This is a genomic window from Shewanella salipaludis, assembly GCF_012911865.1.
Taxonomy (GTDB): Bacteria; Pseudomonadota; Gammaproteobacteria; order Enterobacterales; family Shewanellaceae; genus Shewanella; species Shewanella salipaludis.
In genome coordinates this window covers 553,924-578,759 of the sequence record NZ_JAAXYH010000002.1, presented here as the reverse complement: position 1 = coordinate 578,759, position 24,836 = coordinate 553,924, and the positions used below count along the sequence as shown (strand labels likewise).

Genomic DNA, 24,836 nt, shown 5'->3' with positions numbered 1-24,836 from the left:
AACACTGGAGCAACATATAATGAAATTGAAACAGCTTGTCGGCGCGGTTACCTTAACGGCCGCTGGTGTATTCTCAGCAGCATCTATGGCTGCGATCGATCAGTCTTTACCCACTTACGAAAAGACAAGTGGTGTATCTGGTAACTTGTCATCTGTTGGTTCAGACACTCTGGCGAACATGATGACTCTGTGGGCCGAAGAGTTTAAGCACATATATCCAAATGTGAACATTCAAATTCAGGCTGCCGGTTCTTCTACTGCGCCACCAGCCTTGACCGAAGGCACTTCTCAGTTCGGTCCTATGAGCCGTAAGATGAAGCCTAACGAAGTCGAAGCCTTCGAGAAGCACTATGGTTACAAGCCTACCGCTATTCGTGTCGCTATCGATGCCCTGGCTGTTTTCGTGCATAAAGATAACCCAATCAAGGGTCTGAGCAAGGAACAGGTTGACGGCATCTTTTCTTCTACCCACAAGTGTGGTGGTGCTGACCTGACTCGTTGGAGCGATGTTGGCCTGACAGGTAACTGGGCGGCGAAAGATGTGCAGTTGTATGGCCGTAACTCGGTATCCGGTACTTACGGTTACTTCAAAGAACACGCTCTGTGTAAAGGCGACTTCAAGGCCAACGTAAACGAACAGCCTGGTTCTGCGTCTGTGGTTCAGTCTGTATCTCAGTCACTCAATGCCATAGGTTACTCAGGCATAGGCTACAAGACTGCCGGTGTGAAAGCCGTCGCCATCTCCAAGAAAGGTAACGATTATATCGCTGCCACCACAGAGAATGCGGCTAACGGTACTTACCCACTGTCACGCTACCTGTATATCTATGTGAACAAGCACCCAAACAAAGATCTGGCGCCTATGGATCGCGAGTTCATCCGTTACGTGCTGTCTAAGCAAGGCCAACAAGTCGTTGAAAAAGACGGTTATGTTTCCCTGCCTAAGAGTGTGGTAGCCAAAGATCTGCAGAAAGCCGGCATCCGCCTGTAAGTTTAGCTTCTGCATCTGAAAAGGCCTCGAAAGAGGCCTTTTTTGTGGGCGGCGTTCGGGGCGGCATGAGCTTGAAATGCCCGCGTCGCTGCTCCGGATAAGGTAAAAAAAAAAAGCGACCCAAGGGGTCGCGTTAAATTCCAATTCGGAATCTTCGATGGTCGCGCTAGAAACCATCTCAATGGGAGTATGATGATGAACGATGAAACTTATAACGACAAAGATTCGGTTCACATAATGAGACTGCCACTTTCTGGGTTAGTTCAGAAAATTTCGCATTTTTATGTTTTTTTATTTAATTGCCGTCGCCACAAGGAAAATTCATCGTCCATCCCGTCGCCCCAGGAGGTGATTAAGGCCTGATATCTGGGGTAATCCCCCTTGCGGGTGAAGGCCAGCATGGCATCGAGCCTGGGTTTATGGCGCTCGAGCATGAAACGCACCGCCAGATACCCCCAAAGATAGATGCGCTCTGTGCCGGCGTTGTGCTCGTAGCCGGTATCGAACAGGGCGCTCAAGGCATAACCAGGTTCGTCGGCAAGCTTGAGGGCCGCCGGGTTGTCGTTGCCTTTGGCTATGTATTCGGCCAGGCCTTCAGACCACCAGACCAAGTAGGGCAGCAGCGGGGCGGGGGCTGGGCAGTATTCGGGGGCGCTGTGGGAGTCGTGTAGGTTGGCACAGAAGTCGCCGTACAGATTGAAACGTCCGTCCAGGTAATGCACATATTCATGGGCCAGGTTCCAGATCTGCCCCTGGTGCTCATAAGTCACAAATTCGGCGCTGTTGTTTGGCGCTTCGGGGTGACCTTCGAGGTACATGCCGCCATTGTCGCTGGGTACATTGAAATGTGCCGTCACATAGCGTTCATAATCGCCACGGCTATGATACACATTGGCGCGCATCCTGAGATTATTGTCCTGAGGCACTGAGGCACTGGGGTGTCGTGGGTGTCGAGCAGCCGATGGAAGCGACGCTCCTGCTGCAACATGAGTTGGCAAGCCTGGCTGAGCCGGGTCTGGGTCAATGCCTGGGCGCGTATGACCAAGGTGTCGCTGCAGCCGTATTCCTGTTGCAGTATGTCCGTCAACGGCGGCAGACTTTCCCCCTGGGATTGCGTCATGGCCTGAGCCTGGGGGGTCAACAGGCAAGCCAAGGCCAGGTGCTTGTATCTCTTCACCGGGTATTTCCCCTGTATTTTTTTTGGATACAATATATCTTTATCTGTGGCAACGCAAATACCGCCGATGCCAATGACTTTTGTCCGCTCAATGCTTACCATCTATGGCAACCTGGCCGCCGGCCTCATGAGCCTGCATAGCAACAAAGGAAGTCATAAGTGCAACCAGAATGGGATACCAACAGAGATTATCATTCCTTCGCCAACCCGGATGAAGTCAGGGTGGCTCACCTGGCCCTGACCCTGGCGGTGGACTTCGATGCCAGACGGTTAGCGGGTACGGCAGAGCTGTCGTTGACCTACATGCTGGCGGATGTGCGGCACTTATTCCTGGATTCCAAGGACTTGCAGATCCTCAAGGTGCAGACGCCCGACGGCGAAGCCCTGCCGTACTGCCTGGATGCCAAGGACCCTGTGCTGGGGCAAAGGCTGAATATTGCGCTTGAGTCGCATCCTGCCAAGGTGGTTATCCATTATCTCACCTCCCCACGGGCCCAGGGGCTGCAGTGGCTGGCGCCCGAACAAACCAGGGGGAAGCGCCTGCCTTACCTCTTCAGCCAGTCTCAGCCCATAGACGCCCGCAGCTGGATCCCATTGCAGGACACGCCCCAGGCAAGGATCACCTTCGAGGCCAAGATCACTGTGCCTAAGGGCATGCGGGCGGTGATGAGCGCCATGAACAGTGCGGATACCCCCTTGGAGGGGCAATTCGACTTCAGTATGGAGAAGCCCATCCCGACACACCTGTTGGCATTGGCGGTCGGCGAGCTGGCCTATGCCGAGCTGGGGCCTCGCTCCGGCATCTATACCGAACCCGCCATGTTGGCCGCCGCCGCGGCCGAGTTTGAAGACACTGAGCAGATGATGGCTGTCGCCGAGTCCTTGCTCGGTCCCTATGCCTGGGGGCGTTATGACATCCTGGTCTTGCCGCCGAGTTTCCCCTTCGGCGGCATGGAAAATCCCAGATTGGCCTTCATCACCCCGACCCTGATTGCCGGCGACAAGAGTCTGGTATCGACCGTCGCTCATGAGCTGGCCCATTCCTGGACAGGTAATCTGGTGAGCAACGCCAGCTGGCGCGATCTCTGGCTCAACGAGGGCTTCACCACGTATTTTACCAATCGCATCGTCGAGGCCGTGTACGGCAAGGAACAGGCCGAGCTGGAATGGGTACTCGAATTCACTCGCTTGCAGGAAGAGATGCAGTTGCTGCCATTGGCGAGGCAGACCCTGCCGGCCAATGTCCAAGACGAGGATCCTCAACAGGCCTTCAATCGCTTTACCTATGACAAGGCCTCGCTGTTCGTACATCAGTTGGAGGCGTGTCTGGGACGGCCGGCTTTCGACGCCTTCCTGCATGACTATGTGGCCCATTTTGCCTTTCAGGCCATCACCACAGAGACCTTCGTCGACTACGCCCGGCAGACGCTGCTACATGAGCATGGGGATAAGTTCACCGAGGCGCAGTTACAGGAATGGGTCTATGGTGCAGGCTTGCCGAGGGAGTTTGTCGCCCCAAGCTCATCGAGCCTGGATAAGGTGACCGAGGCATTGCATGCCTGGCTCGGCGGTACCCAGGCGATGCGGCTCGAAGTGCAAGACTGGCGGGTACAGCATTGGCAGTATTTTCTGGCGCAATTGCCCGAGGCCTTGTCCCATGGGCAGCTGGCAGAGTTGGATGCCTGTTTCAAGCTGACCCAATCGACTAACGCCGAAATCGCCTGTGATTGGTTCAGGGTGGCCATCCGCAACAACTATGATCCCGTGCTGCCGGCGCTGGGAGACTATTTGTGCGGCATAGGCCGGGGGAAATTTGTTCGCCCTTTGTATACCGAGCTGAAAATTGCCGGTTATCTCGGGCAGATGCGGGCCATCTATGCCCAGGCACGCAGTGGCTATCATCCTTCGATACAGCTGCAGTTGGATGCCCTGCTGGAGGAATAGCAGGCATAAAAAATGGCGACCCAAGGTCGCCACAAAGTATTCAAAAGGGGTCACAGGAAAAACAATGCGCTAGCGTGTTTGACTGTTTCCCAAAAGGGAGATGATGAACATGAAGCCTCTGGCTAAGTGTTGAGGTGCAGGGCGATAACACAACTGCCAGTATTGCACTTCTGCCAGGATCGCAAGCGACCTTATCCACTTCTCAAAGGCTTCATAGAGTCAGAGTCGCCCGGAGGATAAAAGTTCAGTGGCCGGCAATTTTTATGTGCTGACTCTTCATGGGCCGTGTCCGGAATGCCAGGGGAAATGCCGCAAAAAAAAAAGGCAACCCAAGAGGTCGCCAGCTGATCTATCACTAGATCCAGGGGGACCGCGCTAGAAGTCCCAGGGAGAATGATGAACATGAAAAGTGGATATTCACTGTTCATGGGATTAGAGGACTCCTGGCGGTTAAAGTTCAAAAAATAACCGCTATTTTGGGGCTATTTTTTAACTATTTTATAAATATCTTAGTTATCAATGTCTTTGGCTATCTTTTTTCTGGTTCAGCGCTTGAGCAAGGCCGCTATTTTCGGTGCCAGGCTCTCGGGCTTGGTGGTGGGCGCAAACCTGGCGACGACCTTGCCTTGGCCGTCGACCAGGAATTTGGTGAAGTTCCACTTTATCTTCTCTGTGCCCAGCACTCCCTTCGCCCGAGACTTGAGGTATTGGTACAAGGGATGGGCCTGCTGGCCGTTGACTTCTATCTTGGCAAACAAGGGGAAAGTTACTCCGAAGTTAAGCTCGCAGAAAGATTGAATTTCCTGCTCAGCTGCTTGTTCCTGGGCGCCGAACTGATTACAGGGGAAGCCCAAAATCACCAGCCCCTGCTCCCTGTACTGCCGATACAAGGCCTCCAGCGCCTTATATTGGGGGGTGAAGCCGCACTGGCTGGCGGTATTGACTATCAAGAGTACCTTGTTGCGAAATTGTTCCATGGCAACCTGATTGCCCTGAATGTCTGTGACCGAGAAATCGTAAATCGTCTGTGTCATGGCTTTGTCCTCGTGAATGATGGAGCCAATCTAATACAATGATTGGTAGATGGCAATATACTTGTGTGCAATTTAATTTGTTGAATTGCCTATCCCATTAAATATCAATATAGTTCCCGCATTAGACCCGAGTGAAGAGAAGACATGCCTGTGACCGAAGATAAGACTGAATATGATGTTAGCAGTTTGGCACAGACAGATCTTGGGCTGGTGGTGCAACAACTGACCCAGGCCGAGGGCGATGCCCAGGCCGACGTCTTCAGCGAGATCCTCGACGAGGCCGAGCCTGGTACTATTGCCATCTTGCTCGAATCCCTGCCGCTGGATGCCCGTTACGAGCGTTGGCAGCAGGTGGAGTTTGGCGAACGCGCGACTGTGTTGAGCCTGATGCGCGCCGCGCCGCGGATGGAAATCCTCAAGCGGATGCCGAGCGAAGAAGTGGATCTGCTATTCGCCCAGTTGAGCCCGGAAGATCTGATCGACTGGAGTGACTCCCTGCCCGACAGCTTTACCGATCGCGCCTTGGCGCAGATGGGCGAGCGTCAGCGGCAGAGGTTCGAACTCTACAATCAATATTCCGAGAATGAGATAGGCCGCTACACGGATCACCAGATGCTGGTGCTGAGCGTCAAGGCGTCGGTTGCCCAGGCGCAGCGCTTCTTCCGTCGTATCGACTTGGACTGCAGCGATAACCTGTTTCTGGTCGACGATCAGGACAAGTATTTGGGCTGCGTCCGTCGCTATGAAGTGTTCAAACATGCCCCCGAGGAGCCGCTGACCTCCTTGATGACCGAAGAGACGAGGGCGATCGCCGCCGATACTTCCTTGCTCGATGCCGCCGAAGCCATAGAACATAGCCGCGAGATAGAGCTGCCCGTCGTCGATGACGAGGGCGAGCTGATTGGCAGGATCACCCTGCGCACGGCCATGGATCTGGTACGTGAGCATTATGAATCCCAGTTGATGGCGACAGCGGGTATGGACGAGTCCGACGACTTGTTTGCCCCCATCATCAAGGGCGCCAGACGGCGCGCCGTCTGGCTGGGGATCAACCTGCTGACCGCCTTCCTGGCCTCGGCGACCATAGGCCTGTTTGCCCATGTGCTGTCCCAGGTGGTGGCCCTGGCTATCCTGATGCCGATAGTGGCATCCATGGGAGGGATCGCCGGCAGTCAGTCGCTGACCCTGATGATCCGTGGCATGGCCCTGGGACAGGTGTCTGCCGGTAACTTATTTTCCTTGATGAAGAACGAGTTGGGTATAGGCATAGTCAATGGCTTGCTGTGGGCGCTGGTCATAGGGGCCATATCCGGCTGGTGGTTTGCCGAGGCTAAGATAGGCATGGTGATCGCCTGTGCCATCTTGATCAACATGGCGGTGGCGGCATTTGCCGGGGTGCTGGTGCCCATGATATTGCAGCGAATGAACCAGGATGCGGCACTCTCAGGCTCTGTGATCCTAACCACTGTGACAGATGTGGTCGGCTTCTTTACCTTCCTTGGATTGGCGAGCATCCTGTATTTATAAACCATGGTGAATAAGGTGAACACAGAGAGCATCAGCATAGAACTCTGCCTGGATGAAGGGTTACGGTGTCAGGCGGCGGCCCTGGTCGACAGTCGTGACGATAATGCCCATCCCCTGGACCACGAGGCCTTCTTCGCCGCCAGGGCGATAATAGTGGCCTTGAATGCCGCCAGGAGAGTGGTCGGCTGCGCCGTCATCAAGGCGGGAGCCGGGGAGGTTGCCGAACTGGGCTATCTTGTGGTCGCCCCCGATTACCGGCGTCTGGGGCTCGCCACTCGCTTGACCGCCAAGCGTATCCAGCAGGCCAAGACCCTGGGAATCAAGCTGTTGTTTGCCACTGTGCGCGAGGAAAACAATCTCAGTCGTGCCAATTTGGTCAAAGCCGGCTTTAAGCTCTGGGGCAAGTATCTGAGCATAAGAGGCACAGGCAACAGCATAGACTGGTATTATCTGCCGCTTGCCGCGGATCTCGACATTCCGGCCCTGATGCAAACCCTGGTCGGCGCGCGTACCCGGCTAGCCTAACGCAGCCGCTCGGCAGCGGTTTGAAGGTGCCGCGAACATCGGGACCGTACCCTGGCTATATCTGCTCAGGGCTGTATCTGGTGCATATTCTCTGCACTGGATCTCAGTCCGGGTTGGTTTTAGCGGCGGTGCGCTTGAAGCGTCTGGCCAGCTCATTCCAGCTTGGCAGCAGAGACGAGAACAACACCAGGGCTATGCCGGCCAGCATCAACACCTTGAGCCGCTCATCCAGAAACAGCCAGCCGAAGGGTGCCGCGAACATCGGGACCGTACCCTGGCTATATCTGCTCAGGGCTGTATCTGGTGCATATTCTCTGCACTGGATCTCAGTCCGGGTTGGCTTTAGCGGCGGTGCGCTTGAAGCGTCTGGCCAGCTCATTCCAGCTCGGCAGCAGAGACGAGAACAACACCAGGGCTATGCCGGCCAGCATCAACAAGTTGAGCCGCTCATCCAGATACAGCCAGCCGAAGGGTGCCGCGAACATAGGGACCGTACCCTGGCTATATCTGCTCAGGGCTGTATCTGGTGCATATTCTCTGCACTGGATCTCAGTCCGGGTTGGCTTTAGCGGCGGTGCGTTTGAAGCGTCTGGCCAGCTCATTCCAGCTCGGCAGCAGAGACGAGAACAACACCAGGGCTATGCCGGCCAGCATCAACAAGTTGAGCCGCTCATCCAGAAACAGCCAGCCGAAGAAGGCGGCGAACATCAAGCCTGTGTACTCGACCGGGGCCAGTTGACTGGCATCGGCGCGGCGATAGGCATGTATTATCAGGTAGGTCATGGCGACGTAGAAGAGCCCGAGGGAGAGGCCTACCTGGGCCACAGGCCAGCTGAAGTCCGCGCCTTCGTACCAGGTCGCAGGCAAGAGAAATAGCATGGCGAAGGCGTTCGACCAAAACAGGGTCGAGAAGGGGTGTTCTTTGCCCGAGTAGGCCTTCAGCACCAGGCTGTTCAGCGCGGTGATGGCCGCGCCCAGCAGCGCCAGCAATAGATAGAGGTTGAAGGCCCCAGGTTGGCTTATCATGAGTATGCCGCAAAAACCCAGCAGTCCGGCGATCCTCCGCCTGTGGCCTATGTGCTCCTTGAGCCACCAGGCCGAGAGTAACATCAGCAGCAAGGGCGCGGTGTAGATGACGGCCGTCACTGTCGCCAGTGGCAACCTGAGCACCGCCAGCATGAAGACGGCGTTGCCCAAGCCGATGAGGATCGCCCTGAGCAAATGGACTCGATAGAGGGGGCTGATTTTGAGATTGCCCTGCAGCCTCCACACGAAAGGCAATACCAGCAGGGTCGCGAATAATTGGCGATACAGCACGAGTTGGAATACGGGTGTCTGTTCATCGAGCAATTTCACCAGCAGATTACCGCCGGCGATCAGCAGTTGTGCCGCCAGTACCATCAACAGGGCTTGCATAGGTTTCCCGAAAAAGAATGAACGCCCAAGATTCTACCCCAACCGCCGATCCCAGGCGCTGCAATTCTGTCGTCCGGGTGACAAAACCTGCTTGTGCTTTTCGGGCTGCGGGCGTAAAAAAGATCTCCTGCAGCCATAAAGTTGCAGTGTGTTACATGTTATCCTGCCTTGCCTGATGAGGCGAGCTTGCTATGAATGCCTTATCCTAATCGAATCAATAATAATAAGTTTTTATGGCCAGAGTTAATTTAACCTTCATATTTATCGGCCTCATGCTGCTGTGTGGCCTGGGTGCGGCCAAGGCGCAGGCGAGAGTCGAGTTGGACGCCCCCTATCTCTTCCATCTGGATGAGGGGCAGCAATTTCCGTCGGCCTATGCCGAGGTGCCCGAGTGGATGTCTTCGCTGCGCGAGGCCCCTTCGGTCAAGTTGACCGGCGGGGATTATTGGATGGTGACCCAGTTGTTGCCCCACAGAACGGACGGGACTTGGGTGGTGGATGCGCGCAACTCCATCATAGAGAATGTCGACTATTGGGTGTTGGGCAGCGATGGTTCGAGCCAGCTCGCCCACAGCGGCTATTCGGCGCCCTATGAATTCCTGTTCGACTATGGCCGCAGTTTCAGCCTCACCCCAGGCATAGATTATTGGCTGGTGGTTAAGCTCAGCAGCCGCTATTACTCTTCTGCACCCCAGCTGGAAATGAGCCCGTTGGCCGAACATAGGTTGCTGACAGATCAGCTGGCGATGATCATTTCCCTCTGTCTGGGTGGCCTGGTCTTTATCGCCTGTTATAACCTGTTTATCTACCTCTCAACTTCGGACAAGGCCTTCTTATTCTACGGCGTCTATGTGTTGAGTTACTTCGGCGGCTGGGCATTCACCTTCCACCTGCCGGCGCACCTATGGAACTTTCATCTGCTGGAGTTGCACCACCTGTTCTTCATTGGCTTGCCAATACTGAACATCATGTTCTATAAGTATTTTCTGCAGCTTCCCAGCTATTCGCCCAAGTTATGGCGTTTGAGCAAGATCTTGCTGTGGGCCTGTATTCTGGCTCTGCCGACCAGCATCTGGCTGATTTCCTACACAGCCATCATAGCTTCTGTGTTGATCATGTTCTGGATAGCCCTGGCGATCACCTGTGGCAACGTCTGCCTGATGAAGGGCTTTTCCCCAGCGCGTTATTTTATCCTGGCTTTCAGCTGTTTATTATTGCCTGCCGTGCTCATTCTCCCGGGAAATTTGGGCATCACCCCGGATTTCATCGAGTACGCCGAGCTGGCAACCCTGATAGGGGGCACGGCAGATGCGTTGCTCTTGTCCCTGGCCCTGGCCAACAAGCTCAAATTGCTGTCTGAGGAACGCAAGGCGCATATCGAAGAGCTCTGTTTCGCCTGGGAAACGGCGCGGCGCGATGCCCTGACTCAGGTAGGCAATCGTTTTGCGTTCGATGAGTTCATGCAGGGGGCGACCGAGTTTGCCGACAGGGTCAAACAGGCCATGAGCCTGGTGCTGCTGGACGTAGATGGTCTGAAAACCATCAACGAAACCCTGGGACACCACGAGGGGGATAGGGTGCTCAAGTCCCTGGTGCAGACGCTGCAGGGGATCCAATTGGCACACATGAGCCTGTATCGCCTCAGTGGTGATGAGTTTGCCATCATCTTGCCCAGCGAGGAACGTGAGGCTTTACTGCTTAAAATTAACGACTTGAAACAAGCCTTGCTGGCCGAGGGCGCCAAGGGGGTCAAGCTGCATTGTGGCTATGCGGATAACACCCAGGTGGCTAAGTCCCATGAATGGCTCAGGTTGGCAGGCAGCAAGCTCTACAGTGACAAGATAGGCAAGCGGCGCGAGAAATACGCCCAAAGCAGGGCCTTGGGAAGCGAAGTGGGTTATTAGGCCATATTCCCCGGGCATATTCTCTGGGGCCGGGGAATATGGCCGAGGACGCCACAGTGTGCAAAGCTGAGCGTGCCCCGGGCGTCAGAAGTCCTGTTCGCCTTTAATGATGGCCGGATGGCCACAGATGGCCCTGGCCGTATGCATCCCCGCCATGGTTGCCGCCTCGACGCAACCTACATTGAGACCCGTCTTGATCCAATCCCCTGTGACATACAGGTTGCCTATGCCGGTGGCATCCGTGGCGACCCTGTAGCTGCTGCTGCCTTTCACCGACAACACATAGCGCTCCGAGGGATCCACATTGGCCCGCCAGTATTGGCTGTCGAAACGCGCTTCCCCCTGGCGCTGCAAGGGATCGTGCAGCCACTGCCAGGGGAAGGTCTCACCTACTTCTTGCCACAAATGGTGGATTTCATGTTTGAGCTGACCCAGGGCACCGGCCTTGGCTCGGTCCGTCATGCGTTGTTGAAAGTCCACCTCTGTCCTGGGCGGGTAGCTTGCCACCGGCAGGGCGGAGCAGAAATAACTGGCATTTTTAGGGGCTTCTCCCTGCCAGGCTTCCTTATCCAGCAATTGATCCATGGCGGCCCAGGTATCGAAGGGCTCGCTGAATCCGGACAGCACTGGCTGTTCGCCGGACGCCGGAGCATGGGCCCAGCCCATGGCGGTCAGATCTTGATCCAGCCAGAGTTGATAGGCCTGGGTGGCGACCGTCTTGACCTTGTCGACGGCCTGCTGCAACGCCGGACTGGCCGCCAGCACTTCGGTGGCCACATGGGGCAGGGAGCCTATGGACAGGCCGAAAATGACCCGATCGAAGTCTTTACCTTTCACCAGGCGCTTCTGTGGCAGCGGCCGGCCGAAGTGGGCCAGATAGCGACTGTCCCAATCGCTCCAAAAATGTTCCAGATTGATGTCATGGGCTTGCAGCAGCGCCGCCTGCTCCGGGTCCAGCTGCGCATAATTGGGACAGCTGGGCCAGCAGTCCAACCCCTTGACCTCGACCAGGGGCTGATACTCCTGGCTTGGGTCGGCCAGCGCCACCTGTTCGGTGATCTGTATGGCCTCTATGCTCTGATTGCGGCATTCGAGGTTATCGACCCTGTTGAAGAAGTGGAACTTCACCCCGCGGCGTTTGAGCACCTGGTAATAGGGGGTGAACACCACATCGCCCATGCCGGCCTGCATCTTCCACATCAGGCTCCCCTCATAGCAGAGGGCGATGCGCAGCATGGCACGTATTAGGGTGCCGGCTTCGACATTGGGCCGCTCGAAGTTGCCTTCCTCATAGGCAAACACAAGATCATAGAAGCCCCGCACCGGCGCGCTGTCCAGGGTGTATTGCTCGTTGGCACCGTGTCTGGCCAGCCACTCACGGTAGTCATAGTCGTTGATGGCATCGAAGCCCTGCTCAAATACCCCATCGACAAACATGCCCTTGAGTATGGTCAGCCCAAGATCGACGGCGATATAGAGGCGACGCAGCTCGTCGTTCTGCGCCAACGCCGGGCTGAAGCGTTCCACCAGGCTGGCATGGAGGGCATCGACGGCGGACTCTACCAGGCCGTCATCGGTTTCTCTATGCTCATGGCCGCGGCATTCCTTGTCGATCAGGCGGTTGAAATGGCATTCGAGTTGCTCGCCCAGGGCGACGAGATCCTCCTTGGCGTCGTCGACCGAGTCCTCCAGTTTATCCTTGAGCCGCTCGAACCAGTCATGGCTGAACCAATGCCTGGGTTTGGCCGATTCCCTGTCGGCTGCGCCCTGCAGCTGCTCCATCTCGCCCAGCCATTGACGTATCCAGGCGAAGCTGGCCTTGACCAGTTTCCAGGGGGTGAGGATCTCATTGCTGTCGCCCGGGATCCCGTCTGTCGCGGGGAAGCTGATGGGCCAGCTGACGCTGCGACCGGCAATCTCCTCCTGCAGTACGATGAAGTTGTGGGGTTTGAAGGCGTCGAGGAAGCCGGCCAATGGCGCGCCTGCCGGCCTGTCCAGCTCTTCATAGGCCTTGCGCATCGAGGCGAAGGCGTTCTGGTAGAAGCCGAACCAAATATGCAGGCCATGCTCTTCGATCCTCTGGCCCATGGCGGCATTGCGACCGCTGGCCCCCTTGCCGCCGACGCGCCATCCCAGTTGATAGAGGTCTATCTCATACAGGTTTTGCCAGCCTGGCTTGTCGGTCAGGTAATAGGCCGCCGTCATGGCCGCCACTCCGCCGCCGAGAATGGCGATCTTCTGTTTCTTGATCTGTGAGTTATCCACCAGCACCTCGGCCGGCGGTACTTCGAAATCGAAATTCACATGATAGGGCAGCAATACCCCTTGTTCCCCCAACTCCAGCCCCAGGCTGTCCTTGAGCGGGAAGCTGGCGTTATCGAACAGGGTGGCGCTCAGCTCATTTTCCAGCAGGCAGATGGAGTGCACCTTGTTGATCTTGGCGGGGGCGGCGACTATCGCCTGGTAGACGGCCTTCTGCCCCGAGGCGTCCGGGAGTTGCTTCAGGAACACCTGCTCTATCGCGGGTTTGAACAGCAGCTCGAACATCTGCTCTGCACCAAGCAGATCCTGCTGGGGAATGAAATCCGTCTGGGCCTTGAGCAGCTGCCATGTCTTTTCCATGGCCTCCAGCGTCGACAGGGGCGTCTCGGTCCCGGGGCAGCAACTCACCTCCAACAGAGGATGCATGGCCAGCTCAGTCTCGGCCGAAAACTGGCGAAAACTTTTGGCGGCCAGAGACAATTCCGTCAAGCTCTCCCCTGGGGCGGGCATCTTATGCTCACACAGGTATTTGGGATAACCGAACAGCTCGCGACCATTGATCAAGGCCATGGCGTCGTTGACCCAGATATGCAGTGGCTGAAAATACACCTGGCTTATGCCGTCGCTGTCGGCATCATCCTGGCGGCCCAGCATGACCCAGGTGATGATATCTGTTTCCTGGATCCACCCCTTCTCCCTGTCTGCCGGATACGCAGAATAGGCCTTGGCTATCTGGGTAAAAGTGGTCAGCACATAGGGCGACAACACCTTGAAATACATGGCGCCGCCGGCCACCTGGTTGAGGGTGCTGTCTACCGAACGTTGCAGATTGGCCAACTTGCCCTTGAGAAAGAAGCCATACATGTCGGCGTTATTCAGCACCAGTGGCGAGTGCATCAGCATGCTGCCGGGGGGATAAATGAAATCTGGGTTTTGGGTTTTCATGGGCTCATCCTTTAGAAGGGGAAACAGCAACAGCAGAAAAGCATAAGGGAAAACAGCGCGTTAGCCTATGAATTTTTAGCGGCTTCACGGCGTGCTCGTTTGCGGTTTATGGGGAATTGCGGGGAGGCGATAAAGGAATGTAGCCAGTTGCAGCCGACTGCAACTGGCTAAGATCTGTTCGGTACAACTAGAGGGGGATTACTTCCATTTGTTTTGGGCGAATTCCACCTCGGTATTTTCATCAAAGTAACGCCGCTTGGTATCCCTGCGGCGCTGTTTTACCCGTTTCGTCTTTTGCTTACCTTTGACGCTGTCGCCCCATGGCGCAGTATCATCGTCAAATTCATAGGAGTGTGACATGGTCAAAATTCCAAAAATAACTGTGCCATTCTCGGCACAGCTCTTTTTACCCAAAGGCAGGATGAAGCTAAAGCGAAATATTTATTGTTTGATGGTGAAAATATTTGCCCAAATTGCACTGGCAGAAAATGCTTTCCATGACCTCAGCCCGGCAGGCGAACAGTGAGTGCACCAGGCGCAAGGGAATATGCGGGTTCCCTTGTTTCTGTTGGGTATTTTTATGGCCTGCCGCTGGATACCGGCAGGCCATATTTCAGAAGCGCTTTTGCATCCGCGCCACGAACATGCCGTCGCTGTTGGCCTCGAAGGGCCATACGGTCAACATTTGGGTCGACTCGCCGGTGAAGGGGTGCTGCAGTGTCTGCAGTTCAAATTCGTCATGCAGAGCGAGAAATTTACTGACCACATCCTGATTTTCCGCCGGCGCCAGGGAACAGGTGGCGTAGACCAAGATCCCGCCCGGCTTCACCGCCCGGCTGCTGCGACTGAGGATATCCAGCTGCAGCCCTGTCTTGTCCATGACGCTATCCGGCCCATCCAGCCAACGCATGTCCGGGTTGCGGCGCCAGGTGCCGGTGCAGCTGCAGGGGGCATCGACCAGCACGCCGTCGAAATGGGCGAGGGGCACCGGCAGCTCATCGCTCTGCCAGCGTGCCAGGCTGATGCCTTCGAAACCGGCGCGCAGTGCGCGCTTGCCGAGCTCTTCCAGCGCCTTGGTGCGGATATCCGAGGCGACTATGCTGCCCTGGCTTTGCCGGCCGGCGGCCTTCTGCAGCATGAGGGATCTCAGCTGCAGGCTCTTGCCGCCGGCGCCGCTGCAGGCATCCCACCAGAGTTCATTCGGCGCCGGTGCGCACACCCTGCCTATGACCTGGGAGGCGAGATCCTGGATCTCCAACTTACCCGCCTTGTACAGCGCCAGTTCATTGAGATTCATGCTCTTGTGGCCGAGGTTTATGGCATCGTCGAAGTACTCGCTGGCTCTGGCCGCTAGCGCCGCCTCCTTAAGCTCGGTCAGCGCCTCATCGACACCGATTTTCTGGGCTCGGGCCCAGATGGGTGGGCGGCTGCAGAGGGCTTCTATCAGCCGCGTCTGTTGTTCGCCTTCCAGGGGGCAGACTCGCCAGAACCAGGCGGGCACCAGCTCGCCGGCAGTGAAGGTCTGCTCTGGGGCCATGGCGGCCATCAGCGCCTGTTGCTCCGCTAAGCTCCGGCCTATGTCGACGGGAAAGGTGTCCAGGCCGGAAAACCCCTGCCAGGCGTCGCGAATGTCGCGCCAGGGATGGGCTTCGAGCAGGGCGCAACCCGAGAGCATGGCGAACCAGTGCCCGGATTGCTGCCAGGCACCGAGCTTTTGCAGCCAGCCCCACCAACGAAACAGGCCGAACAGGGTCTCGCGTATGACCCTCCTGTCTTTGGAGCCGTGTTTCTTGTGTTCACGGAAATAATTGGCCAGCACCCTGTCTGCGGGCTGGGCATCCTGCAGCACCTGGGCGAACAACAGCTTGATGGTATTGGCATGACTCAGGGCGCGCTTCTGTGCCGGCGTTGTCGCCTGCAGCCCAGCTTGGCTGTGTGAGTCGTGATTGGGAATAGAGGTCATGGGTATCGGCCTGGCAGCAAAAATGCGGTTTGGCCCTATTAGGGCAAACCGCTGATAAAATCCGGCCCCAAGTGTAACATTTATCCCAGGCAGCCAGCCATCGGCTTGTCCCGGTTTATGCGCCTCGGGCGTATGGGGCAGAAAGGCCGGTGCCAATGCAAGGCCTCATGGCGAGACTCATAACGACTGGGCCGCGCCGTCTCGGGACTGGCTACTCGGTCACCATCTTGAAGATCTGCCTGGCCTTGTCCTCATCGCTCATCTCGGTCGATGGCGGGGTGATTATGCCTTTCTGACAGGCGGGCCGCTGTGCCAGTTCATCGAGCCAGCGTTGCAGGTGTGGCAAACCCGTTATCTCTATGCCGCTCCAGTCGTAGCCGCGCACCCAGGGCCAACTGGCCATGTCGGCTATGCTGTACTCGTCACCGGCCAGGTACCTATGCTTGGCCAGCTGGGTATTCATCACCTCGAACAGGCGACGGCCTTCATGCTGGTAGCGCGCGATGGCGGCCGGGATCTTTTCCGGGAAATAGCGATAGAAGACGTTCGCCTGGCCCATCATGGGGCCGACGGCGCTCATCTGGAACATCAGCCATTGGATCACCCGTGAGCGCTGTTTGGGATCTTGGGGCAGAAACTTGCCGGTTTTCTCGGCCAGATACAGCAAGATGGCGCCGGACTCGAATACCGCGAAGTCGTCGTTGTCTGTGTCTATTATCGCCGGAATGCGGCCGTTGGGGTTGATGGCGAGAAATTCGGGCCGCTTCTGCTCACCCTCAGAGAGCGCCAGATGATGCACCCTATATTCCAGGCCCATTTCCTCCAGGGCGATGGAAATCTTGAAACCGTTGGGCGTTGCGGCCGTGTATAACTCTATCATGCTACCTCCTTGGTTTTACTGGCATAAGGCCTGGATGCCGGTTTGGTTTCCGGCCTGGGCACTCTGGAATTCAGCTGCATCGCCAGCATATCAGATACACCAATAAATCACAGATGCCGCTGCGAGCAGCATACGGGCAGTCATACGGCTATTCATACGGATAGCAGCGGCTCGGCAGGCGTGAGCTGACGTTTGAAGCCTCTGAGGGTTAACGCCAGCACCGCCATGGGCAACAACATGAAGTAGAAGGCGCTCTGGCCGTCGAAATGGTCGAAGATCAACCCAGTGATCAGGCTGCCGAGGGTCCCTCCCAGGGCGGAGAAGATCACTATCAGCCCGGTCATGGGGGCATGCCTGTGTCTTGGCAAGGCGCTCAACACCGCCGAGTTTATGGCCGGATAAATGGGGGACATGAACATGCCCAGCATGGGCAGGATGAAGGCGGCGGCAGGGACCTGGTGCCATTGGGTGATCTGTGCCTTGGGGGCCAGGGTTGCCACCGCGGGCAGGATGAGCAACAGCAGGCTGGCCATGGCGGCAATGCAGCCCATCAGCAGGGGATACCAATGCACCCGGCGCAGGATAAGCCCGGCCGAGAGGCGCCCCAGGGCGAGACAGGCGGCGAAGATACTGGTGATCTGCACACTGATACCGGCCGACAGGTGCAGTACCTGGTTGTTGAAGGTCGGCAGCCAGCTGCCGACCCCTTGTTCGATCAAGACATAGAAGAAGGCCGCCGTCACGAAGGTCAGCACGAAGGGCAGGGTCGTCAGCTTCAGCATCTTGCTGAAATTGCCCTTGTCTTCCCGGCTGTTTTCCGACCGGGTCTCCCGGGCGATTGGGGTGCTTAGCAGGAGCAGCAGATTCGCCAGGGCCAGGGCGGCGAGCACCCAATAGACGGCTAACCAGGCCTGGGGGTGCTGCTCCCCCTGGATGAATAGCCCGAACAGCCAGTAGCCGCCGAGCACCCCCAACATGAAACACCCTTCGAGCAGATTCATGTTGGCCGCATGGATTTTTGCCGTGGCGGAAATTTGCCCGAGCAGGGAATAGGTGGAGATCTTCACCAGGGCGAAACTGGTTCCTACGGCCAGAAACAGCAGCTTGGTCATCAGGAAGCCGGGTAACAAGGGCATCAGGGCACAGGCCAGGGTGACAGTCAACATGCCGAGCGCCAGGGCAGCTTTGTAACCGAATCTGGGAAGGTATGAGGCAACCAGAAATGACACCAGGGCGATGGGAATATCTTTAAAACCTTCCAGCACACTGGCGCCACTCTTGCTGACATCGAAGCTGCTGATCACTTGTAAGATCACTGTGCCCACGCTGTTCAGCAGCATGGCGAAGATGACATAAGTGGTGATAAGACAGAGCATAATTCTGCCGCTGTGACTCATGTTCTGATGCTCGGCTCGCATATCACTTTCCTGAATGTGATGAAGTTGTCACATGGATTTTACATAGATACAAAATTAATGCAATCGATTGCAAAAACTGTATTATAGTCCGCAAGCATGAAATCCAACCTTAGGCTATGAGTGAGTACTATGCATTCGACTATCGATCCGAGTTGCCCGGATACCGGGACATTATGGCGTTTATCCGAAGATCTGCGCCACAGGCCCAACCCGCGCCTTTCCGAGACCCTGTTCTCTCAAGCCAATGGCTATATCGGCCTGCGCGGCACCCTGGAAGGCTTGGAGGAATCGACGCCGGAGCGCTGCGAGGGGGTATACCTCAATGGCGTCTACAGCCGTGAGCCTATTCCCTATGGTGAAACCGCCTACGGTTTTGCCACCCATAATCATAAGTTGTTGCAGGTGCCCAGCTGTAAGCTCATAGCACTCCAGCTGCATGCAGGTGACTACCACAGCCTGGAAGACAGCCGCGAATTGGACATGGCCACAGGCATAGTGAGCCGGCAACAGCGACTGTCGCACCCACAGGCGGGGCGGCTGGAGATCACCACAGAGCGCCTGGTGTCGCTGGCACACCCTGAATTGGTATGCATCAAGATGCGCATCAGCGCCACCGAAGGGGAACATGCCCTCAGCCTGCTGGCAGGCATGGACTGCATCTATGGTTCCAGCTCGGATGCTGCCGATCCCAGGGCCGGCAGCCTGTCCATAGCCGCGACCCTCGCCCTCGAGGACTATTGCCAGGACAGTGACAGCATCTCCCTGTATCACAGGGTGGTGGACAGTGATTTTGTGGTCGCCTCCGCCTGTGTGGACCGACTGACCACACAGGCGACACTGGAGCATGAGTATTGCAGGCAGGGTGAGCGGCCGGCCAACATCCATCACCTGCAGCTGGCCGAGGGCCAATCCCTGGAACTGGTGCGTTTCGGCTTTTATCACCACGACACCTCCATGGCGGCGCTCAAGGCGCGCCAACAAGAGGACATCTCGGCTTGCCTGGCCCTGTCCTATGAGCAGCATAAGCAGGCGCATATGGCTTGCTTCAGCGAATTCTGGCAGACGGCGCAATTGCAGATAGAAGGCGATAGCCAGACGGAGCAAGGGCTGCTCTTCAGCTTATTCCATCTGTTTCAGTCGACCGGCCGCAATGGCACCAGCGCCATCGCCGCCAAGGGACTCAGTGGCCCCGGCTATGACGGCCATTACTTCTGGGACACCGAGATTTACATCATCCCCTGTCTCACCCTGCTGCAGCCAGAGCTCGCCAAACAGCTGCTGATGTACCGCTTCCATACCCTGAATGCCGCCCGTCAGCGGGCCCGTGAGCTGGCGATTGAGCGAGGCGCCCTCTATGCCTGGCGCACCATAGGCGGCGAGGAGTGCTCGGCCTATTTTCCGGCGGGCACGGCTCAGTACCACATCAACTCTGCGGTCGCCTACGCCATCAAGACCTATTACCAGGCCAGCGATGACTGGGATTTCATCCAGGCCCATGGCGCCGAAATGGTATTGGAAACCGCCAGGGTCTGGCTGGCACTGGGGCACTTCGATGCCGGGCGTGACGGCCAATTCTGCATAGACGGGGTCACGGGACCGGATGAGTACACTGCGTTGGTCAACAATAATTTCTACACCAACTTCATGGCCAGGAAGCATCTGCAATTTGCCCTGAGTCTGGTCGTCGAGTTCATCGAGCGGGCGCCGCAGGTCTGGGAGCAACTGAGGTCGCGCCTGGCGCTGACGCCAGCCGAGCTGGCGGAATGGCGCCTGGCCGCCGACAAGATGTTTTTGCCTTTCGACAGCCGCTTGCAGATCCATGCCCAAGACGACAGTTTCCTGGCCAAGAAACCCTGGGACCTGGCCGGGCATCCCAAGGAGAAGTTGCCGCTGTTGCTGCACTATCACCCGCTGGTGATCTATCGCCACCAGGTGCTGAAACAGGCCGACACTGTGCTGGCCATGTACCTCGCCGACGATGAATTCAGCATCGAGCAGAAGGCGCGGGATCTGGCCTACTATGAGCCCCTGACCACCCATGACTCGACCCTGTCCAGCTGTATTCACAGCATAGAGTATGCCGAAACCGGCGACTTGCCCAAGGCCTACGACTATTTCCAGGCCTCGGCGCGGATGGACCTGGACAATTTGCATGGCAACAGCGAATACGGCGTACACACGGCCTGCATGGCGGGGGCCTGGAATAGCCTGGTGTTCGGCTTCCTTGGACTGAGGATGCGCGACTCGGGTCTGCACTTCCATCCCCAGTTGCCGCAGCACTGGCGCGGGATCCATATCAAGCTGCGTTACCGGCAGCGTTTGCTGTCTGTGTCCCTGCAAGCCGGGCAGATAAGCTTCGAACTGCAAAGCGGTGAGCCCTTGAGCTTCAGTTGTCTGCATAGAGGGCGGCTTCATAACCTGAGCCTGAGCTCGGCAGCGCCTTGCCGGCTCGAGCTGGCCCACTAGTCACGGCGTTTCGACACTAACAGAGAGGTGAACATGCAACCCAGTGTGATTTTCGATTTGGACGGGGTCATCACAGATACGGCCCATTATCATTACCTGGCCTGGAAGGCGCTGGCCGACAGCATAGGTGCGCCCTTCGACGCCGAGGCCAATGAGGCCCTCAAGGGCATAGACAGAATGGCTTCGCTGCGCTGGATAGCGGCCCGCAGTGCCAGGGACTTTTCCGAGGCCGAGCTGGCAATCTTGGCGGAGCGCAAGAATGCCCATTACCAGCGGCTCATCGCCGACATGGCGCCGGAGGATGCGTTCCCCGGGGTCCCCGAGTTGCTGCTGGCGTTGCGCCGCAAGGGCTGCCGGATAGGCCTGGCATCTGTGAGCAAGAATGCCGCGTTCGTGCTGGATAAACTCAGGCTCACTGAGCTGTTCGACTATGTGGCCGATGCCGCCAGCATAGTGCGCACCAAGCCGGATCCGGAAATTTTCCTGACGGTGGCGGCGGCGCTCGGCACCCCGCCCGCGGCTTGCGTTGGCATAGAAGATGCCGCCGCCGGGGTCGAGGCGATCCTGGCGGCCAGGATGCCTGCCATAGGGGTCGGCAGCAGCGAGATCCTCGGCAGGGCCAATCTGGTGGTCGCCCACACCCGGGAGATCACCCCTGAGATGATCTTCGCCCTGGCGGCGAGTGTCGCCGAGGGTTAGTCGCCCTGGCCAATGCCGGCCCGAGGCCGACGTTTCGGCTCAGGGCCTTCTATTGGCTCAGGGCTGTTTACGGCTGGAGTCCCGCACCAATAGCCGGGTCTCCAGCAGGGTGGAGGCCACGCTCTGTTTGTTGATCAGCTTGAACAAGGTGTCGACCAGCTGCAGGCCGCCCTCACGTGTGTCCTGGCGTATGCTGCTGAGGGTCGGCTGCATGAAGGCGGCGACCGGGATGTCATCGTAGCCGACGATGGCGATATCCTCGGGGACCCTGAGTTGCTGCTCGGCAAAGGCCCGGATCATTCCCAGCGCTATGCCGTCACTGGCGGCGAAGATGCCATCGAACCCGGTTTTCCCGCCGGCCACCAACGCCTGCGCCGCCTCGAAGCCGCCCTTATAGGTGAAATGGGCGTCGATTGCCGCTTGTGGTGCCAGACCCGCCAGGGTCATGGCCAGGCAATACCCCTGGTATCTGAGTGAAATCTCATAGGACATATGGCCGACGAAGGCGATGCGGCGACAGCCCTGTTGCAGCAGGTGCTCTGTGGCCAGCTTGCCGCCGAGGACACAATCCGTGCCCACTGTGGCATAGCTTTGGGTCGGCGAAGGGGCCCCCCAGACGACCACTGGCTTGCTGGTGTTCAGCTGGCGTGCAAATTCGGCTTCGTTGTCCCCCTGACCGAAGACGATCACCCCGTCGGCTCTCTGGGAGTCGAAATAGTGGGTCAGCCAGTCGCTGCCCGAGCCTCTGTGGGTCCCCAGCAGCATGTCATAGCCCCTGGACGTGAGTTCGTCGGCTATCACCCCGAGTATGCTGAGGATGAAGGGATCCGAGACCGACTGATCTTCCTGTGAACCTATCAGGAGCACCACGGCTATGGTGTTGGATTTCTGCAACCTGAGACTGCGGGCCGTGGTGTTGATCCTGAAATCATATTCCTTGGCCTTTGCCTGAATGTGCAGGCGGGTCTTCTCGCTGATCAGGCTGCTGTTATTCAGTGCTCTTGAAACTGTGGACTCGGACACGCCGACAATTTTGGCCAGATCCGATAGGGTCATCGCTTTCTTTTGCATTAAAACCTGCTTCACCATGAATTATGTTCGGACACAGGTATCGCGCCCGCCACTTGGCACCATACTAAGGGGCTTTGGGTCATCACTCCAGTATCTTGCTGAAACAGAGTGATTTTGCAGAATATTTAATCAATTGCTTCATACTCATCGAGTAAAATCCCGGCAGCCGGATGTTACCTTGGCATTGCAATCGTTTGCATTAAAGTGATTGCAATCGATTGCACAATAACATATCTTCAACATGCACCCGAGGCTAAATCGCGGTGCTATGCAAATAATAATTAATGAAAACATATGTGTAACAAGGGGGAGAAGGTGACTAGTCAAAACTTCAAGTTAAGTACACTGGCAATAGGCCTGGCCGTTGCGGGTTTCAGCACAGGGGCGATTGCGGCCGAAGCGCCAACGGCGAAGGCCCAGGAAGCCAGGAAGGCCAAAGACTACATAGAGCAGATAGTGGTCACAGGTACGGCCAGCGGCAAGGCCGTCAGAAAAGTGGATGCCAGCTATGCCATCACCACCATAGATGCCGAGTCCATAGAGAGATTGGCGCCCAAGAGCACAGCGGATCTCTTCAAGGCGGTTCCAGGCGTTTGGGCCGAGAGTTCGGGTGGGGTGTCCGGCGCCAACGTCTTCGTGCGCGGCTTTCCCGGTGGCAGCGATGCGCCCTTCCTGACGGTGCAGCTGCAGGGCGTGCCCGTGTATCAGCCGTCGACCCTGTCCTTCCTGGAAAACTCCTCCCTGTTCCGTATCGATGAGACAGTGCAATTCATGGATGCCCTGCGCGGTGGCCCCAGCTCTGTGGTGTCCGCCGGTCAGCCGGGGTTGACGACCAACTTCATTCTCAAGGAGGGCGGCGAGGCCACCGAAGGGCGTTTCAAGTACAGCACCTCGGATTATGGCCTGCAGCGTCTGGATGCCGTGGTGAGCGGGCGCCTGGCCGAAGATCTGTATTTTATGGCCGGGGGTTATCTCCAGCAAAGTTCCGGGATCCGCGACGCGGGTTTCAATTCGGAGAAAGGCCGCCAGTTTACCGTCAATATCACCAAGGTGTTGGATAACGGCAAGTTGAATCTCTTCTCGCGGGTCACGGACGATCATGGTGTCTGGTATCTGCCCACTCCTTTGGTCGCCGGTGTCGACAACGGCTACACCCAGCTAGGTCCATTGAATCGTCAGGCGACGATTCAATTTGGCCCGGATGGCGAGCGCAAGGCGATAGATATCGGCGATGGCCGCGGCTGGAAAGGCGCCATCTCGGGCGGCAGCCTGGACTTGGATTTCGACGACGGTTGGAGCCTGGTCGATCGTTTCGCCTACACCTCGGGTGATGCCAACACCCTGGGCCTGGTGCCCAACGGCTCGCCTGTGGCCCTGTCGACCGTGGCAGATAACGGTGTCAGCGCCGTTGGGGCCGCGAGCCAGAAGACCTATGACGGCGATACCCTGGTGCAGCAGCTTGGCCGTTGGGTGGTGCTGAAGCAGATAGAGGCCTTGACCAATGATCTGGCGATCACCAAGAAGTCCGACAATTACCAGGCGACGCTGGGGCTCTATCGCTCCGACTACAGTGCCAAGGATTGGTGGAGCCTGGGGAATCAGGCCTATCATCTGGTGCAGGCCGGGGGGGAAGCCCTGAGCGGCATAGACTGTAACGATAACCAGGACAGTTGCGATTGGAATTACGACATCAACGCCGTCGGCGATGGCAAGACCACGGCCTTCTACGGCGCGTTCGAGTATAAGTTCGGCGAGCGCTGGAGCGCAGATATCGGCCTGCGCAATGAGAATCACCAGATTGACTATACGGTCGATGAGGAATTGGATGGCGGGATCGACCAGACGGTGGCTTATGACCAGACGGATCTCTCCTGGACCGCCGGGGTTAACTGGCAATTTTCCGACGCTGCCGGGGTCTTCCTGCGGGCCAGTGACGGCGCCAAGATGCCCAGCTTCGATGATTTTCGCGATAACTATGATGCCTACAGCGCGGGTGAGGATCTGATCAAAGATGTGACTCAGTATGAGCTGGGCTACAAGTTGGCCCTGGATAGCCTCAACCTGTATGCCACAGGATTCTACAATGAAGTTAAAGGTGATATCTTCGTCAGGCAACCGGGCGCCCCGGCAGAGGTGCTGACCAACGAGGCCTATGGCCTGGAGCTGGATGCGGCCTACTTCAACGACAGTGGCTTCTCCATCAAGATGAATGGCACGCTGCAGCATACAGAGATCACCCAGAGCCCGAGCAACAAGGGGAACCAAGCCCAGCGCCAGCCCAAGTGGCAGATACGCCTGACGCCCAGCTATGATTTCGAGGTGGCGGGACTGGACTCGACCCTGTACGGCACCCTGTCGGCCGTGGGGGATCGTTATGGCAACAACGAAAATAGCGTAGTGCTGGATGGCTATGAGAAACTGGATATAGGCCTGATAGTGCGCACCGACGGCGGGATCAAGTTTGAGCTGGGCATGCAGAATGTGACCGACGAGGACGCCCTGACCGAAGGCGATCCCCGCAGTGCGGATGCCGCCAATGGCCGCTATATTATGCCAAGAACCGCGACCTTCAATGTCAGCTATGACTTCTAGCCCGAGTTCCGACCCAGGAAGC

General features: G+C 57.2%; 21 protein-coding genes. 9 read left to right on the top strand and 12 right to left on the bottom strand.

From position 1 onward, the window contains the following. The first annotated feature begins 19 nt into the window (after positions 1 to 19). Positions 20 to 991: a PstS family phosphate ABC transporter substrate-binding protein gene (locus HC757_RS05550; RefSeq protein ID WP_169563292.1), complete on the top strand. Its 972-nt coding sequence runs from the start codon at positions 20 to 22 to the stop codon at positions 989 to 991. A 281-nt stretch (positions 992 to 1,272) separates the two neighbouring features. Here HC757_RS05550 and HC757_RS05545 read toward each other — a convergent pair whose 3' ends face one another. Further along, entirely contained in the window at positions 1,273 to 1,893 is a 621-nt protein-coding gene (locus HC757_RS05545) for a collagenase (protein ID WP_342343042.1), read from the bottom strand. Next, positions 1,845 to 2,168 (bottom strand): collagenase, encoded by a 324-nt coding sequence (locus HC757_RS19150; protein ID WP_342343041.1) that lies wholly within the window; start codon positions 2,166 to 2,168, stop codon positions 1,845 to 1,847. The genes HC757_RS05545 and HC757_RS19150 overlap by 49 nt, the downstream gene beginning before the upstream one ends. Positions 2,169 to 2,327: 159 nt before the next feature. Here HC757_RS19150 and HC757_RS05540 point away from each other — a divergent pair, with 159 nt between their 5' ends. After that, entirely contained in the window at positions 2,328 to 4,112 is a 1,785-nt protein-coding gene (locus HC757_RS05540; RefSeq protein ID WP_169563291.1) for a leukotriene A4 hydrolase C-terminal domain-containing protein, read from the top strand. 545 nt (positions 4,113 to 4,657) lie between these two features. Here HC757_RS05540 and HC757_RS05535 read toward each other — a convergent pair. Beyond that, on the bottom strand, positions 4,658 to 5,146 hold the full coding sequence (locus tag HC757_RS05535; protein ID WP_169563290.1) for a glutathione peroxidase: 489 nt from the start codon (positions 5,144 to 5,146) through the stop codon (positions 4,658 to 4,660). A gap of 144 nt (positions 5,147 to 5,290) precedes the next feature. Between HC757_RS05535 and HC757_RS05530 the strand changes: the two genes are divergently transcribed. Both HC757_RS05530 and HC757_RS05525 read left to right on the top strand, forming a co-directional pair. Next, positions 5,291 to 6,673, top strand: coding sequence for a magnesium transporter (locus tag HC757_RS05530; RefSeq protein WP_211164277.1), 1,383 nt, complete (start codon positions 5,291 to 5,293; stop codon positions 6,671 to 6,673). A 15-nt stretch (positions 6,674 to 6,688) separates the two neighbouring features. Then, positions 6,689 to 7,198 carry a GNAT family N-acetyltransferase gene (locus HC757_RS05525; RefSeq protein WP_342343040.1) on the top strand — a complete coding sequence of 170 codons (510 nt, stop codon included), beginning with the start codon at positions 6,689 to 6,691 and terminating at the stop codon, positions 7,196 to 7,198. A 103-nt stretch (positions 7,199 to 7,301) separates the two neighbouring features. On the opposite strand, the gene HC757_RS05520 is transcribed toward HC757_RS05525, so the two are convergent. The 3 genes from HC757_RS05520 to HC757_RS05510 form a co-directional block, all read right to left on the bottom strand. Then, entirely contained in the window at positions 7,302 to 7,460 is a 159-nt protein-coding gene (locus tag HC757_RS05520; RefSeq protein WP_169563288.1) for a hypothetical protein, read from the bottom strand. Positions 7,461 to 7,524: 64 nt separating this feature from the next. Then, a complete protein-coding gene (locus tag HC757_RS05515) occupies positions 7,525 to 7,683 on the bottom strand; it encodes a hypothetical protein (protein WP_169563287.1) in 159 nt (52 codons plus the stop codon). 64 nt (positions 7,684 to 7,747) lie between these two features. Further along, positions 7,748 to 8,614, bottom strand: a complete 867-nt coding sequence (locus HC757_RS05510; RefSeq protein WP_169563286.1) for a DMT family transporter — start codon at positions 8,612 to 8,614, stop codon at positions 7,748 to 7,750. Between the two features lie 233 nt (positions 8,615 to 8,847). On the opposite strand from HC757_RS05510, the gene HC757_RS05505 reads away from it, so the two are divergent. Next, positions 8,848 to 10,518: a GGDEF domain-containing protein gene (locus HC757_RS05505; RefSeq protein ID WP_169563285.1), complete on the top strand. Its 1,671-nt coding sequence runs from the start codon at positions 8,848 to 8,850 to the stop codon at positions 10,516 to 10,518. An 84-nt stretch (positions 10,519 to 10,602) separates the two neighbouring features. Here the strand turns inward: HC757_RS05505 and HC757_RS05500 are convergent, their stop codons facing one another. After that, positions 10,603 to 13,725, bottom strand: a complete 3,123-nt coding sequence (locus HC757_RS05500) for an NAD(P)-binding protein (protein ID WP_169563284.1) — start codon at positions 13,723 to 13,725, stop codon at positions 10,603 to 10,605. A 198-nt stretch (positions 13,726 to 13,923) separates the two neighbouring features. Continuing rightward, positions 13,924 to 14,085, bottom strand: coding sequence for a small highly charged protein (locus tag HC757_RS05495; protein ID WP_169563283.1), 162 nt, complete (start codon positions 14,083 to 14,085; stop codon positions 13,924 to 13,926). Here HC757_RS05495 and HC757_RS05490 point away from each other — a divergent pair. After that, positions 14,084 to 14,251: a hypothetical protein gene (locus HC757_RS05490; RefSeq protein ID WP_169563282.1), complete on the top strand. Its 168-nt coding sequence runs from the start codon at positions 14,084 to 14,086 to the stop codon at positions 14,249 to 14,251. The two genes, HC757_RS05495 and HC757_RS05490, sit on opposite strands and share 2 nt — an antisense overlap. Positions 14,252 to 14,338: 87 nt before the next feature. Here HC757_RS05490 and HC757_RS05485 read toward each other — a convergent pair whose 3' ends face one another. The 3 genes from HC757_RS05485 to HC757_RS05475 all read right to left on the bottom strand — a co-directional run bounded on the left by HC757_RS05485 (position 14,339) and on the right by HC757_RS05475 (position 17,986). Then, the gene (locus HC757_RS05485) at positions 14,339 to 15,688 is read right to left on the bottom strand and encodes an RsmB/NOP family class I SAM-dependent RNA methyltransferase (protein WP_169563281.1); all 1,350 of its coding nucleotides are present in this window, start codon (positions 15,686 to 15,688) and stop codon (positions 14,339 to 14,341) included. 211 nt (positions 15,689 to 15,899) lie between these two features. Next, on the bottom strand, positions 15,900 to 16,568 hold the full coding sequence (locus HC757_RS05480; protein ID WP_169563280.1) for a glutathione S-transferase family protein: 669 nt from the start codon (positions 16,566 to 16,568) through the stop codon (positions 15,900 to 15,902). Between the two features lie 152 nt (positions 16,569 to 16,720). Next, positions 16,721 to 17,986, bottom strand: a complete 1,266-nt coding sequence (locus HC757_RS05475; RefSeq protein ID WP_169563279.1) for an MFS transporter — start codon at positions 17,984 to 17,986, stop codon at positions 16,721 to 16,723. Positions 17,987 to 18,115: 129 nt separating this feature from the next. Between HC757_RS05475 and HC757_RS05470 the strand changes: the two genes are divergently transcribed. After that, positions 18,116 to 20,452, top strand: a complete 2,337-nt coding sequence (locus HC757_RS05470) for a glycoside hydrolase family 65 protein (protein ID WP_169563278.1) — start codon at positions 18,116 to 18,118, stop codon at positions 20,450 to 20,452. Positions 20,453 to 20,485: 33 nt separating this feature from the next. After that, complete coding sequence (gene pgmB, locus HC757_RS05465; protein WP_211164276.1) at positions 20,486 to 21,151, top strand: beta-phosphoglucomutase; 666 nt, start codon at positions 20,486 to 20,488, stop codon at positions 21,149 to 21,151. 57 nt (positions 21,152 to 21,208) lie between these two features. On the opposite strand, the gene HC757_RS05460 is transcribed toward pgmB, so the two are convergent. Beyond that, a complete protein-coding gene (locus tag HC757_RS05460) occupies positions 21,209 to 22,222 on the bottom strand; it encodes a LacI family DNA-binding transcriptional regulator (RefSeq protein WP_169563276.1) in 1,014 nt (337 codons plus the stop codon). 315 nt (positions 22,223 to 22,537) lie between these two features. On the opposite strand from HC757_RS05460, the gene HC757_RS05455 reads away from it, so the two are divergent. Next, positions 22,538 to 24,814: a TonB-dependent receptor gene (locus HC757_RS05455; protein WP_425313948.1), complete on the top strand. Its 2,277-nt coding sequence runs from the start codon at positions 22,538 to 22,540 to the stop codon at positions 24,812 to 24,814. The last annotated feature ends 22 nt before the right edge of the window (positions 24,815 to 24,836 follow it).